The sequence below is a fragment of the Mediterraneibacter sp. 210702-DFI.3.120 genome, assembly GCF_020561005.1.
GTDB lineage: Bacteria > Bacillota > Clostridia > Lachnospirales > Lachnospiraceae > Mediterraneibacter > Mediterraneibacter faecis.
Map to the genome: position 1 here is coordinate 115,911 of NZ_JAJCNG010000001.1, position 13,496 is coordinate 129,406.

The window sequence follows — 13,496 nt, forward strand, 5'->3', positions numbered from 1 at the left end:
ATCAAACCTCCCCACATCCGCTTAAAGATTCCTGTATAATCTCTTTGATCATTCCTGTCAGGTAAAGAGACCCGAGACAATATACCGTTCTTCTCCCCTGAATCCGCAATACATACTGCATTGCCTCTTTGACAGATTCAATCACAGTCACCGGCTGTTCTGTATATTTCCGGAACAGTTCACCCAGAATGTGTGCGTCTGTCGCACGATCTCCGTCGATCAATGTTACTACATATTCTTCCGCATCAGCATGTTTACATAGATACGAAATCATTTCTTCATATTCTTTATCTTTTACCGCCGAAAATAAAATAATATTTCCATCTGGATTCTTCGGAACACTTCTTGCAAATGCCTGAATGGCACTTACATTATGTGCTCCGTCAACGTATACTTTTGGAAGAATCTCTTCCATTCTTCCTGCCCATTTCACCCTGGCAAGTGCTGTTCTCCACTCTTGTAGATGACCGTTTTCTTTGAAAAGATAACGCATCACTTCCATCGCAAGCAGTGCATTCCCCGGCTGATAGGTTCCAATATTATTTAATTTCCACGTGGTAGTTCCATAATAAGCACTTGCGCAGGAAAATGCAATATGTTTATCTTCAATTCCAAGAATTTCGTACGCATCTTTCCCTATTTTTTTACAGAAACAGCCTTCTTTTTCTGCTGTTTTTTCAATTACAGAATCACTTCCCGGTGCTGTCTGTGCAAAGAACACCGGAACTTCCGGCCGGATGATTCCTGCTTTCTCTCCCGCAATCTGTTCCACTGTATCACCAAGATATTCCATATGATCCAGACCGATCGATGTGATCACGCAGGCAACCGGTTCTACAGAACTTGTTGCATCCAACCGACCTCCAAGTCCTGTCTCAAGGACAATGTATTCCATTCCTGCTCTGTCATAAGCTTTCATCGCCATTGCAAATAAGAATTCGAAAAATGTCGGATGCTCCAATCCTGCATCCTGCATCCTGCGGACAGCCTGCATGGTCTCCTCAAATACTTCGCAGAAACCCTCATCACTGATCTGCTTTCCGTTCAGAACAATCCGTTCATTCATTTTCACCAGATGCGGTGAAGTAAACAATCCGGTGCTTTTTCCTTCTGCCCTGAGCATCGCATCCAGATAAGCGCATACAGAACCTTTTCCATTCGTTCCCGCTACATGAATGATCTTCTTTCCATTCTGCGGATTTCCCAAAAACAGAAGCATCTCTCTGGTATGAGCCAGAGAGTGCTTTCTTGTAAATCTCGGAATTTCTTCTATATAGGTTACGATTTCCTTATAGGTCATTTTTTCTTTTCTTCCTTTTGTTCTACAAAGGCCTGTCTTCCATTCTCAACATCCGTATCCTGGTCTGTCACTTCTACAAGCTGGCCTCCTGTATATTCATAAGTCTTCGATGTACGGAAGATTGTATTGCTTGAACCGCACTGCGCAACCATGATCTGATCGCCATCTTTGATTTCTGACTCCTTCAGATCCAGTCTTGTATTGTTCAGGAATTTTGTTGTCTGCTTCTCTCCGTTGATATAGACCTTACTTTGTTTTGTAAAGTTCTCTCCGTAAATGCTATAAGTTCCTTTCAGCTGCTCCACAACACTGGTGATCGTCGCATCCTTTACCCCCATGACCATATGTCCTTCTGTGATTGGAGCTCCACTGTCCTTGTATACATACTGTTTTCCGTACATGATATCATACTGGAGTAATTCCAGATCAGCAAGATAATTCTTTGTCTGTCTTCTCTGCTGATGGTAATTGAAAATAGTTCCTGTATGAATATCCAAACGATCAAAGACTTCTGCCATAATCTGGTAAGCAGCGATATTCCCATCTTTCTTTTCCAGTCCAATATTGTCCCAGATAACATAATTCGTATTGTACAGATATTTTCCTTTCAGGTCTTTTGCTTCCAGACCAAGTGTCGGGAGATGGTCTCCGTAGAATACGAGCACTGTCGGTTCCCCTCTCTGCTCGATTGCATCGATCAGCTGTCCAACGAATTTGTCCATCTCATGGACTTCATTTACATAGTACTCCCATGCATTTCTCTTGCCTTCATCTTCCACTCCGGTTACATTGATCTCCGGATTTTCCAAGGTCGGCTCTGTCGGATAATCTCCATGTCCCTGCACACTGATTGTACATACAAAATCTGTTCCGTCTGTTGTGTCCAAAGACTCCATGATGTTTGGAACAAGAATATCGTCTGTCGCCCATCCCTTCGGAGTCGTCTTTAAGATATTCATGAATTCCTTACTTGTATAATGGTCGAATCCCATGTTGTTGTATACTTTGGCACGACTGTAGAAATTACCGCCGTTGTTGTGAAGCGCCTCTGCACCATATCCAAGGGATGAAAGCGCACTTGCCGCACTCTCAAGAGGTGTCGTCTTCACATAAGTCTTGTATGGATACTCTCCCGGTCCGAAGAAACGCATATTCATTCCGGTAAGCACCTCGAACTCTGTATTCGCTGTACCTGCTCCGACAGATGGAACTTTAAAATATCCGGAAGAATAGTCAGCATAAAGCTTTCTGAGATTTGGGATCGGATCCTCGGAAAATCTCAGCCATTCTACCTCTGTCGGATCAAAATAAGATTCCAGCTGGACAAACATGATATTCGGCAGTTCCTCTTTTGAACGGCTTGTCTCACTCACGTTAAGACATCCATCCTTGTTGATCTCTGCCATCGTCTCTTCACTGTAACCGGCCGGCTGATTGATTCCTGTATTAAATAAGCTTGCTGCGAAGCAATATGGGAATCCATAGTCTTCGTAAGCAAATGCGATATTTCCAAAATAATTTGAGATCACTCGCTTGTCGATTGCAACATCAGTAAGTCCTACATAGGCAAATCCGGATGCCACAACAGCGATCACTGCAATAATGCGGTGCATCTTTCCAGTATACTGCCCACCGCGGCGCCACATGGAAATCACCCACAAAACAACAGCAACGATTCCAATGGTTAGCATCACGATCTCAAAACCATTAAAGTAATTGCTTGTCAGTTCCAAAGCATCTGACAGAACTTTCAAGTCCTGTGCATTGAACGGTGTCACTCGCTTCAGGAGCAGATATCCGTTACATGCTCCCAGAAACAGCCAGAATACACTGAGAAGAATTCTGACAAATACACGTCTGCGGAACAGATAAACAATCATAAATGTTGCAAAAATTAAAAATGCGTTAAACAGAAACACGAGCGGTGTTCCTGTCATGTAGCTCCATGCTTCAAAAAAGGAATGCCTTGAGATCACCTCAATCAAAAAATTTAAAGCACAGGCCAGCAGATAATGAAGGACGAGTGAAAATCTGTTCATCCACTTATAAACCGGCTGCATCTTTTTCGCAAATTTACTGTTTCTTCTCTGTTCCAGGATTCTCTGGCGTCTTGCTTTTTTCTCCTGATAGTGTCTCTTGATATCTTCCGGTTTCAGATTTTTGACCTTTGTAAAAAATCCTTTGATATCTGGTTTTTTAATATGAATCCGCTTCATCTATAACCTCTTTCTTATAGGCAAAATGCACGGCATGGGATCTTAGCTCCTTTCTGCCGTGCGACTTTTTGCCGTCTAATACCTGATACTGTGTCTAAACTGCTGTTTGCAGTTTCCTGCTTTTTCGCAGCTTTTCTCCCCCCACAGTTATCTGAGACTATCGATTCTCTCTTTTACCTGCTCAAGCATCTTTGTATATTTCTCAAGTTTATCACGCTCAGCCTGAACTTTATCTGCAGGTGCTTTGCTTGTGAATCTTTCATTTGCAAGCATTCCCTGTGCTCTCTTTATCTCGCTGTTGAGTCTCTCTTCCTCTTTCTTCAGTCTTTCTCTCTCCTGCTCGAAGTCTACAAGGTCTTCCAGCGGCAGGTAAACTGTTGCTCCCGGAACAACGATAGATACTGCATCATCAGCAACATCTTTCTTCTCATAGTGAAGAATAATATCGTTTGCCAGCATCAACGGTTTTACAGATTCCTTGAGTACTTCAAGTGCTGTAAGCAGTTTTGAATCACTGCTGATAATATAAACCTTTGTACGTTTGTTATTCGGAACATTCATCTCAGCACGCATATTTCTGATTCCGCGTGTGATTGCTTTTACATGCTCAATAACTTCTGTAGCATATGGGAATTCCCAATCTTCTCTGTATACCGGCCAGCTTGACATCATCAGTGACTCTTCCTCCGGTACAAGTGCTCCGTAGATCTCTTCTGTAATAAATGGCATAAATGGATGAAGGAGCTTAAGTGCCTGTCCAAGTACTGTCTTAAGTACCCACAGAGCACAGTTTGCGGACTGTGAATCTTCCTCCGCATGGTAGATACGATATTTTGCGATCTCTACATACCAGTCACAGAACTCATCCCAGATAAAGTCATGAACTTTCTGAACTGCGATACCGAGTTCGAACTTATCCATGTTCTCTGTCATTTCTTTTGTCAGACTGTTTACCTTGGAAAGGATCCATCTGTCTGCTGGTTTCAGCATGAAGTCTTCCGGTTCTTCTACAACGTTCTTCTCCATGTTCATCATGATAAATCTTGATGCATTCCATACTTTGTTTGCAAAATTACGGCTTGCCTCAACACGCTCGTTGTAAAAACGCATATCGTTACCAGGTGCATTTCCTGTGATCAGTGTCAGTCTCAGGGCATCTGCACCGTACTTGTCGATGATCTCAAGCGGATCGATACCATTTCCAAGAGACTTACTCATCTTACGTCCCTGAGAGTCTCTTACAAGACCGTGAATCAGTACTGTGTTAAACGGAGCTTTTCCTGTATGCTCATATCCTGAGAATACCATACGGATTACCCAGAAGAAGATAATGTCATATCCTGTTACAAGAACATCTGTCGGATAGAAGTAATCAAGGTCTTCTGTCTTCTCCGGCCATCCAAGTGTGGAGAACGGCCACAGTGCGGAAGAGAACCATGTATCCAGTGTATCCTCATCCTGTGTGAAATGTGTACATCCACAGTGTGGGCATTTCTCCGGCGCTTCTTTCGCAACTACGAATTCACCGCACTCATCACAGTAATAAGCCGGAATTCTGTGTCCCCACCAGATCTGACGGGAGATACACCAGTCTTTGATGTTCTCAAGCCAGTGAAGGTAAATCTTGTCAAAACGCTCCGGTACGAAACGAAGTTCACCGGTCTTCAGTGCGTTGATCGCCGGTTTTGCAAGCTCATCCATCTTTACAAACCACTGCTGTTTGATCAGCGGCTCAACGGTTGTACCACAACGGTCATGTGTTCCTACTGCATGCATGTGAGGAACAACCTTTACAAGGTATCCCTGCTCATCAAGATCAGCTACGATTGCTTTTCTCGCCTCGTAACGATCCATTCCTGCATATTTTCCACCCTTCTCGTTAATTGTTGCATCATCGTTCATGATGTTGATCTCCGGAAGGTTATGACGCTTTCCTACTTCGAAATCGTTCGGGTCATGTGCCGGTGTGATCTTAACAGCACCTGTTCCGAATTCTTTGTCTACATAATAATCTGCAACGATCGGAATCTCACGATTTACAAGCGGAAGGATTGCCATCTTTCCTACGATATCTTTGTATCTCTCATCATCCGGGTGAACGGCGATCGCTGTATCTCCAAGCAGTGTCTCCGGACGTGTTGTTGCAATCTCAAGGAAACGGTCTGTTCCGGCGATCGGGTACTTAATGTGCCAGAAGTTTCCGTCCTGATCCTCATGCTCTACCTCTGCGTCTGACAGAGATGTCTTACATTTTGGACACCAGTTGATGATTCTGGAACCTTTGTAAATATATCCCTTGTTGTATAAATTGATGAATACTTCTTCTACAGCCTTAGAACATCCCTCGTCCATTGTGAAACGCTCTCTGTCCCAGTCACAGGAAATACCAAGCTTCTTCAACTGGTTCTCGATTGTTCCTGCATATTCTTCTTTCCACTGCCATGTTCTCTCAAGGAATCCCTCACGTCCGAGTTCTTTCTTGTCGATTCCCTCTTCTTTGAGCTGATTTGTAACCTTAACCTCTGTAGAGATTGCTGCATGGTCTGTTCCCGGAATCCACAGTGCGTTATATCCTTCCATTCTCTTGTAACGGATCAGGATATCCTGCAGTGTATTGTCAAGTGCATGTCCCATATGCAGCTTTCCTGTAATATTCGGAGGCGGCATTACTGTTGTAAATGGTTTCTTACTTCTGTCTACTTCAGCATGAAAATACTTGTTCTCACACCATCTCTCATAGAGTTTCTCTTCGATCTGTTTCGGATCGTAAGTCTTTGCGAGTTCTTTGCTCATGATTGTTCTCCTTTTTCCACATATTATGTTAATTTTGTAATTGTTTTCCACAATCTCATTGTTTTAAAAGTGGATATCTCTGTTTTTAAAGTGGATATCTCTTTCTTCTATAACTAGAAAACGCCCTCTACTTCACGTAAAGGGCGAAAATCTCGCGGTACCACCTTATTTATATCTGTAAGAACTTGTTACTGTTTGTATTAACCTTGTTCTTTACATATACATCTCTTCGTTCTGTAACGTGAACGACTCCGGGAACTCCTATCCAACCTCTTCGACCTTTCAGAATTCCGGCTCCGAAGCTACCTTCCATCATCCTTTTTCCAAACCGTCTCACAGCCAGATCCTCTTAGCAATCTGAACGGTTCTCTCTGTGGGAAGTAATGACGTACTCCTCTTCTTCAACACCTGTATCTTTACATAGTTGTTAAATACTTTTTAACTGTTACTACTATAGCTGTCAAAGGCTGATTTGTCAAGGGATTTCCCTTTCTTTAAGAAATCTTAAAACATCATAACCACTGCCGGAAGTCCAGCCATATCTTCTTAACCTTGCTCTTTTAAAAGTAAATGTTGCAACATCCCTGCAATATCATACCCGTAGTTCTCTCCTGTCGCCCAACCGGCTCCTTCCGGGTTCTCTTTCTGTCCCAGCCATTGTACATAAGGTGCGGAAGCTTTTTTCACATATTCATAACGGTTATCCACGCAAGTCTGATTCAGCGGTTCATCTGTCGCATAGGCCTTCAGATGCTGGATTTGTGCCCGCACTCCTGTTCTGACATCCGGATAAGAATTCCCCGGCACTCCTCCCCCGGTTGTTCCTATTCCGGCAAAATTAAACTGTTCAATACTTACATCTCCACCAAACTGAAGAAAGCCGGTCTCTTTCATTGCCTGGGTAAATGCAACCTCTGCCCGGATATCTTCTGCCTCTGCTTCTTCACAGTAGATCTGGCAGAATGTTTCTATGGTATCTGCTCCACCTTTTGCCAGTTCTTCTGACGGATATTCGTATCCCGATTGATTGAAATAATCTGCAAGTTCATCCACCGTAACAACACTCTCCCCCATGACCGGATACTGTCCGGCCGGAGAACACATCTGTGCTGTTATTGCTACGCTGTCAGTCTGTGCAACTTCTTCTATCGAATCTGTTGCCTCTTCCGCAACTGCTTCCTTTTCGTTTTGCATGTCAGAATCTGATTTCTGTTCTACTTCTGACTGTTTCATAACATTATTTTTCTGGTTCTGAGGAATCATTCCGTTTCTTCCTGCCATTGCCAAAATCACTACCAGAAAAACTCCCATTGCTGCTTCTATATAAATAGGTAATTTCATTTCACGCTTCCTGTCCATTTCCCAGGTATTTGATATAGTATATACAACAATTCTTTCAGATAACACTCAATTAATAAATAGGTACCGTTATCCGAGAACTTTAAAAACATGCCTAAAAATAGAAGCAAAAGAGAGTGTAAAAAAAGAAGCTACAATACGCAGCTTCTTTTTACTTCTTTTTACACTTATTATTTCCACAATTTCTTGTAGATTTCAATAACATCTTCCTTATTTGGTACTCTCGGGTTTGTTGCTGTACATCCATCCTCGAGTGCGGCATCTGCCATACTGTCGATTGCATTGAAGTACTCTTCCTCTGAGATTGTACCCATCTGAGAGATTGACAGCGGAATATCCATCTCTTTTAACATAAACTGTACCCAGTTTACAAGGGATCTGACTGTCATAATTTCATTGTAGCTGCTCAGTCCAAGGATCTGAGCTACGGTTGCATAACGCTTAACAGCCGGAAGATATTCTTTCTGACTCTTACTATGTTTATTGATATCACTGTTGAATTCAATGATATGTGGAAGAAGCATTGCGTTCGCACGTCCGTGTGGGATGTGGAACTTTGCACCTAACTGATGAGCCATACCATGGTTCAGTCCGAGAGATGCTGAGTTGAATGCCAGTCCTGCCAGACAGGATGCGGAATGCATCTTCTGACGTGCATGAGTATCATTTCCATCCAGATATGCTCTGAGAAGGAATACTCCAACCAACTCGATCGATTTCTCTGCAAGTGCTGTTGAGAAATCGCTTCTAGCTGTACTTACACATGCTTCAAGTGCGTGTGTAAATACGTCCATTCCTGTATCTGCTGTAATCGCCGGTGGCACACTCTTTACAAGTTCTGCATCGAGGATTGCCTCGTCCGGTGTCAATTCCCAGGATACAAGTGGATATTTTCTCTGTTCTGCCGGGTCTGATACAACGGCAAATGAAGTTACCTCTGATCCTGTACCGCTTGTTGTTGGAATTGCAATCAGCCCTACCTCTGCGTAATGATCTACGCGAAGTGCAAATTCACGGATTGACTTGGAGGAGTCAATTGCTGATCCGCCACCAACTGCAACAATTGCATCCGGCTTATATTCAAGCATTTTCTTAACACCGAGACTGATCTTCTCAATCGGTGGATCCGGAACAATATCCTGAAAGATATCATATTCCTTACCTGCTTTTTTGATTGGATCGAGAATCAGGTTCAGATTTTTGCTTTTCGCCATAAATGGGTCTGTAACAATCAGGATCTTCTTATATGGCACTTCTGCCAGTCGATCCAGCGCATTATCTCCAAAATTTACTCTAGTTTTAATCTGAAAGCTTTTCATAACTGCCCTTCCTTACTTTGGATAGATACATTTTACACCAATCTTATCAAAATGCTGAAGCCATCTTGTTTCCGGCTTTGCATCCGTAACTATAGTTGTGATCTGATCTAATGAACCTATCTCAGCAAATGCTACTTGATCGAACTTACTGCTGTCTACAGCAAGAATTTTTTCTTTTGCTCTTGTCAGCATTGTTCGCTTATTATTCGCATGCAGATCATCTGAATCTGTAAGTCCAGCGTTCATATCGATTCCCTTTGCAGAGATAATTGCCTTATCTACATGATAAGATCGAAGCATCCGGTCTGTCTGATAACCTACCAGTGCAAAGGATCCTTCTCTTGACTCTCCTCCGGTAGAGAGAACCTTCCAATCCTGCGCCCCAAAAAGCTCTATGATAATCTCCACAGAGTTTGTAAGTACGGTAAGATTCTTCTTTCCCTGTTCGAGAAGCGTCTTTGCAACATACACTGCTGTAGAACTTGCATCAAGCATGATGCTATCCCCATCTTTGATCTGTTCACTCACCAGTTCCGCAATATGCTGTTTACCAACAATATTGCGATTCTTTCTGATGTTGAACGGAAGCTCGATATTCACATTTTCATTGATCACGGCACCGCCATAGCTTTTTATGGCGAAACCGTCCTGAACCAGTTTATCGAGGTCTCTTCGGATTGTCTCCTCGGAAACCTCGTAAATCTGACTCAGTTCGCTTACTACGACTCTTCTGTCGTTCTGCAGTTTTTCTAATATTTCATTTCTTCTCTCTATCGCAAGCATCTAACTGCCTCCTGTCCTAAGTCCAATAGAATGTTACTGGTATTGAACTATAATTCCCTCAGACATTAAAGCAGAGTTCATTATAAGATTGCGTCGCGAATCTGAGCATCCGGATGAGCAATAACGGAAGAGTCAAGGAACATTCCTCTATCTTTGATTGCTTCCTTAGCTTTTTCGATTGCAGCTTCTACAGCAGCCACTTCACCAGTGAGCAGCATGTAGGATTTTCCGCACATACCACGTGCGATACGAAGCTCGATCAAATCAACGATAGCCGTCTTCGCAGCCTCATCAGCAGCTACAATAATTGAAGATGCATCGTATGTCTCCATAATACCAAGAGCGGATACGTCTTCAATATGTGCAGCACCGTAGATTGCCGGGAAGATGGACTCGTGCGGATTACCGAGCACAAAACTGTCGATCAGGTGAAGACCATGCATCTCTTTTGCATTATCCACTGCTGCTTTAACGGCACTTAAGTCACCTGTAATGATCGCGATATATTTGCCCGGACATACTGTCTGTGCTTCGATTATGCTGACTTCAGAAGTCTTTACCATAGCATCAGCTGCGGTAATACCTGCTGAAACAGTCTTATATTCTACCATTCCAATAGCCTTACTCATTGCCTGCACGTCCTTCCTGAGATTCTATGACAATATATTTCTCATTTACTTCTGTAACTAAACCATTCACGGATGCGTGGATTCCAACGCTTAATCCCTTTCCTGGTTCAGCAATCATCTGTCCTTTAGTTACCATGTCGCCTGCTTTCACAATTGCAGAAGCAGGTGCTCCAATATGCTGACTTAACAGAATACGTACTGTCTTAACCGGCACTGCTGATTCATCAAGCGGTGCTTCACGGTTATATCTCGTAAGATCAAGACGCGCCATAAGTCTCTCCATCGGAACTTTTCTGTATTCTCTTTCCGGTCCTACAGGTTTTGCTTCTACTTTCGGAGGACGGATTCCGTTTGCACGAAGACCTCCCTTGTACTCTGCCATAAGACTTCTTGGTGAAAGTCCCTGGAAACAGGAATACATCTCACAAAGTCCGCAGGATGAGCAGAACAACGTATTGATGAAGATGTTCGGCTCCTGTACATCCTTGCATGTTGCTGCAAGCATAAATTTATTTGGCTCAATCGGATGTCCTAACAGATGTCTTGGACATAAGTCTGTACACATTGTACACTGGCAACAGCAAGCTGCTGCTCTCTTCATATCAATTGAGTTTTTCTTTAATTTCTTCTGAATGATGTGATGGTCTTTCGGAAGAACAAGGATTGCATTTGTTGTCTTTGTAACAGGCTGCGCTCCTGTTCCGATATTACCCATCATAGGTCCACCAACGAAGTAAACTGCATCTTTTGTAGTCACACCGCCGGCAAGAGCTACTACTTCTTCCAGTGGTGTTCCGATCGGAACACGTACTGTGATCGGGTGCTCTACCTCAGCTACTACTGATACAAGCTTGTCCTCAACGGGTGTCTTCTCATTCAGTGCTCTGTATACATTGTAAACTGTCTCTACGTTGAATACAGCTACGCCGCTTTCGATTGGAAGTCCGCCCGGTCTTACAACTTTACCTGTTGTCTCATAAATAAGAACAACCTCATCACCTGCCGGATATACTTCATCCAACAGTCCAAGTCTTACTTCCGGATACTGTCCCATAACGGCCTTTACAGCTTCGATCGTTGCTGTGTAAGCTTTCTTAATACCAATGATGACTTCTTTCGCACCGACTGTCTCGCCGATCATATGAAATGTATCAATGATCTCCTTTGCATATTTCTCAAGGAGCTGTCTGTGAAGTCGAAGCAGTGGCTCACACTCTGCACAGTTCAGAATGATTGTCTCTGCACGTTCATCTAATTTAGCATATGTAGGAAAGCCTGCACCACCAGCACCAACGATACCGTTCTGCTGCAATATGCTGCTTAATTCTTTCATATCCATAATTTCACTACTCCAGTCCTAATCCTTCGTCAATAATTCCAACGATTGCAGCATCGATTGGTGCTTCCGGCATACCACTTCCGATTCTCGCAGCACTTCCCTGTACAACCAGAACGTATTCGCCGATTCCTGCGCCGATCTTATCGATTGCAATGATCTGTTTTGCTCCCTGACGCATATGATCTGCCACTTCTACAATCATGAATTTATTTCCGACTAAGTTTTCATTCTTGCGTGTTGATACAACACTGCCAACAACTTTTCCCATTAACATGATACAATCCTCACGGTATCCCCGCTCTTAATCTGCGCTGCATTTGCTTCATCTGTATCGATGTGCATCTCAAGTGTAAAGCTGTCATCTACACGGATCTGTACGTTGTTAAAGATGGTTCCTCTCTCATTATCTGCTTTTACAGATACGATATCACCATCATGAACTCCTGCTGCCATCGCATCTTTCGGAGCCATGTGAATATGTCTCTTCGCAACAATGCATCCCTCGTTCAGATACACCGCACCTTTTGGTCCGATGATCGCGATTGGTGCGCTTCCTGCAATATTTCCTGATTCTCTGATTGGTGCTTTTACACCGAGGCTGATTGCATCTGTTGCAGAAATCTCTACCTGAGTATTCTTTCTGACTGGTCCAAGAACTCTTACATTCTCGATTGCTCTTAATTTAAGACCAACAATTGTAACCTTTTCGTTTGATGCAAACTGTCCACCCATAAGTTCTTTGAACTTTGTAAGATGGTAGCCTTCTCCAAACAGAATCTCGACATGCTCCTGTGTGAGATGGATATGTCTTGCGGACACTCCGATTGGAACGAGAAAACCTTCTCCAGACTGAGCAGCATTCTTTTTCTCTACTGCTTCGAGAACCATTTTTGTAATTAATTCCACATTACTGTTATCCATATTTGTGTCTCCTCGCAAAGTGGATTGCTCCACTTACTTATTTAAGCACTCTCAGGGGATCAGCGCCCGGCGCTTAATCCCCTAAAAGTACCGGTTTTATTTACCTTTGACTATTATTTGATCTGTGGAAGAATCTTCTCAACATCTGTATGTGGTCTTGGGATTACATGTGTAGCTACAAGCTCTCCAAGTCTTCCTGCTGACTCTGCTCCAGACTCAACTGCTGATTTAACTGCTCCAACGTCTCCACGAACCATAACTGTTACAAGACCAGATCCGATCTTCTCTGTTCCAACGAGTGCTACGTTAGCAGCCTTTAACATTGAATCTGCTGCCTCGATAGATGCTACAAGTCCTCTTGTTTCAACCATTCCTAATGCTTCCTGTGACATTCTGCGTTCCTCCTTCTGAACTTCCGGTTTCTTCTGAACCGTTTCTGCCTTTTGCGCCGTCTTTCTTACTCTGCGTACAGTTTTGGCTGGCGCTTTGGCTGTTGTTGTTTTCTTTTCTTTTTCGTCTGCCATCTGTAGCTGCCTCCTATACAACCTTGTTTACACTTGTGTTAATGATTCTCAAGATCTCCTCATGAGGACTTGGGATCACTACTGTGCTCACTGGTTTTTTGATTCCATTCTGCTCGGCAGCTTCAATGGCCTGCGCAACTGCGGATACATCACCACGAATTATGATCGTGACAAGTCTTCCACCCAGTTTTTTCTCCCATGTAACGAACTGCACATCAGCAGTCTTGCACATGATATCCACGGCTACCACTGCTGCCGTAACACTTGGGATTTCAAAGAATCCATACGCTTTTCCCATGAGACTGCTCCTTTT

At 43.2% G+C, this 13,496-nt stretch carries 12 protein-coding genes and 1 other annotated feature; all 12 genes read right to left on the reverse strand.

Going from position 1 to position 13,496, the window contains the following annotated elements:
• Position 1: 1 nt before the first annotated feature.
• The 12 genes from LI162_RS00585 to LI162_RS00640 all read right to left on the reverse strand — a co-directional run bounded on the left by LI162_RS00585 (position 2) and on the right by LI162_RS00640 (position 13,481).
• Entirely contained in the window at positions 2-1,300 is a 1,299-nt protein-coding gene (locus tag LI162_RS00585; RefSeq protein WP_196020170.1) for a bifunctional folylpolyglutamate synthase/dihydrofolate synthase, read from the reverse strand.
• Complete coding sequence (locus tag LI162_RS00590) at positions 1,297-3,516, reverse strand: LTA synthase family protein (protein ID WP_226901041.1); 2,220 nt, start codon at positions 3,514-3,516, stop codon at positions 1,297-1,299. Before LI162_RS00590 ends, LI162_RS00585 begins: the two co-directional genes overlap by 4 nt.
• Positions 3,517-3,663: 147 nt before the next feature.
• The gene (locus LI162_RS00595) at positions 3,664-6,309 is read right to left on the reverse strand and encodes a valine--tRNA ligase (protein WP_226901040.1); all 2,646 of its coding nucleotides are present in this window, start codon (positions 6,307-6,309) and stop codon (positions 3,664-3,666) included.
• Positions 6,310-6,445: 136 nt separating this feature from the next.
• Positions 6,446-6,723: a binding site (T-box leader), on the reverse strand.
• A gap of 132 nt (positions 6,724-6,855) precedes the next feature.
• Positions 6,856-7,650, reverse strand: a complete 795-nt coding sequence (locus LI162_RS00600) for a glucosaminidase domain-containing protein (RefSeq protein WP_227155449.1) — start codon at positions 7,648-7,650, stop codon at positions 6,856-6,858.
• Between the two features lie 188 nt (positions 7,651-7,838).
• Positions 7,839-8,987 carry a 1-propanol dehydrogenase PduQ gene (locus LI162_RS00605; RefSeq protein WP_117579170.1) on the reverse strand — a complete coding sequence of 383 codons (1,149 nt, stop codon included), beginning with the start codon at positions 8,985-8,987 and terminating at the stop codon, positions 7,839-7,841.
• A gap of 12 nt (positions 8,988-8,999) precedes the next feature.
• Entirely contained in the window at positions 9,000-9,770 is a 771-nt protein-coding gene (locus LI162_RS00610) for a DeoR/GlpR family DNA-binding transcription regulator (protein ID WP_015528224.1), read from the reverse strand.
• A gap of 80 nt (positions 9,771-9,850) precedes the next feature.
• Entirely contained in the window at positions 9,851-10,399 is a 549-nt protein-coding gene (locus LI162_RS00615; RefSeq protein ID WP_015528225.1) for a BMC domain-containing protein, read from the reverse strand.
• Entirely contained in the window at positions 10,392-11,738 is a 1,347-nt protein-coding gene (locus tag LI162_RS00620; protein ID WP_015528226.1) for an SLBB domain-containing protein, read from the reverse strand. Before LI162_RS00620 ends, LI162_RS00615 begins: the two co-directional genes overlap by 8 nt.
• Before the next feature lie 7 nt (positions 11,739-11,745).
• The gene (locus LI162_RS00625) at positions 11,746-12,012 is read right to left on the reverse strand and encodes a EutN/CcmL family microcompartment protein (protein ID WP_015528227.1); all 267 of its coding nucleotides are present in this window, start codon (positions 12,010-12,012) and stop codon (positions 11,746-11,748) included.
• Positions 12,006-12,659, reverse strand: a complete 654-nt coding sequence (pduL, locus tag LI162_RS00630) for a phosphate propanoyltransferase (protein ID WP_015528228.1) — start codon at positions 12,657-12,659, stop codon at positions 12,006-12,008. The genes LI162_RS00625 and pduL overlap by 7 nt, the downstream gene beginning before the upstream one ends.
• Positions 12,660-12,772: 113 nt before the next feature.
• Positions 12,773-13,051: a BMC domain-containing protein gene (locus LI162_RS00635; protein WP_054751816.1), complete on the reverse strand. Its 279-nt coding sequence runs from the start codon at positions 13,049-13,051 to the stop codon at positions 12,773-12,775.
• A gap of 145 nt (positions 13,052-13,196) precedes the next feature.
• Positions 13,197-13,481 (reverse strand): BMC domain-containing protein, encoded by a 285-nt coding sequence (locus LI162_RS00640; RefSeq protein WP_020436527.1) that lies wholly within the window; start codon positions 13,479-13,481, stop codon positions 13,197-13,199.
• Positions 13,482-13,496: the final 15 nt, after the last annotated feature.

What these genes read in the sequence shown, in the direction of transcription:
- LI162_RS00585 (WP_196020170.1), bottom strand. Translation starts at nt 1,300, where the DNA reads ATGACCTATAAGGAAATCGTAACCTATATAGAAGAAATTCCGAGATTT.
- LI162_RS00590 (WP_226901041.1), bottom strand. Translation starts at nt 3,516, where the DNA reads ATGAAGCGGATTCATATTAAAAAACCAGATATCAAAGGATTTTTTACA.
- LI162_RS00595 (WP_226901040.1), bottom strand. Translation starts at nt 6,309, where the DNA reads ATGAGCAAAGAACTCGCAAAGACTTACGATCCGAAACAGATCGAAGAG.
- LI162_RS00600 (WP_227155449.1), bottom strand. Translation starts at nt 7,650, where the DNA reads ATGAAATTACCTATTTATATAGAAGCAGCAATGGGAGTTTTTCTGGTA.
- LI162_RS00605 (WP_117579170.1), bottom strand. Translation starts at nt 8,987, where the DNA reads ATGAAAAGCTTTCAGATTAAAACTAGAGTAAATTTTGGAGATAATGCG.
- LI162_RS00610 (WP_015528224.1), bottom strand. Translation starts at nt 9,770, where the DNA reads ATGCTTGCGATAGAGAGAAGAAATGAAATATTAGAAAAACTGCAGAAC.
- LI162_RS00615 (WP_015528225.1), bottom strand. Translation starts at nt 10,399, where the DNA reads ATGAGTAAGGCTATTGGAATGGTAGAATATAAGACTGTTTCAGCAGGT.
- LI162_RS00620 (WP_015528226.1), bottom strand. Translation starts at nt 11,738, where the DNA reads ATGGATATGAAAGAATTAAGCAGCATATTGCAGCAGAACGGTATCGTT.
- LI162_RS00625 (WP_015528227.1), bottom strand. Translation starts at nt 12,012, where the DNA reads ATGTTAATGGGAAAAGTTGTTGGCAGTGTTGTATCAACACGCAAGAAT.
- pduL (WP_015528228.1), bottom strand. Translation starts at nt 12,659, where the DNA reads ATGGATAACAGTAATGTGGAATTAATTACAAAAATGGTTCTCGAAGCA.
- LI162_RS00635 (WP_054751816.1), bottom strand. Translation starts at nt 13,051, where the DNA reads ATGTCACAGGAAGCATTAGGAATGGTTGAAACAAGAGGACTTGTAGCA.
- LI162_RS00640 (WP_020436527.1), bottom strand. Translation starts at nt 13,481, where the DNA reads ATGGGAAAAGCGTATGGATTCTTTGAAATCCCAAGTGTTACGGCAGCA.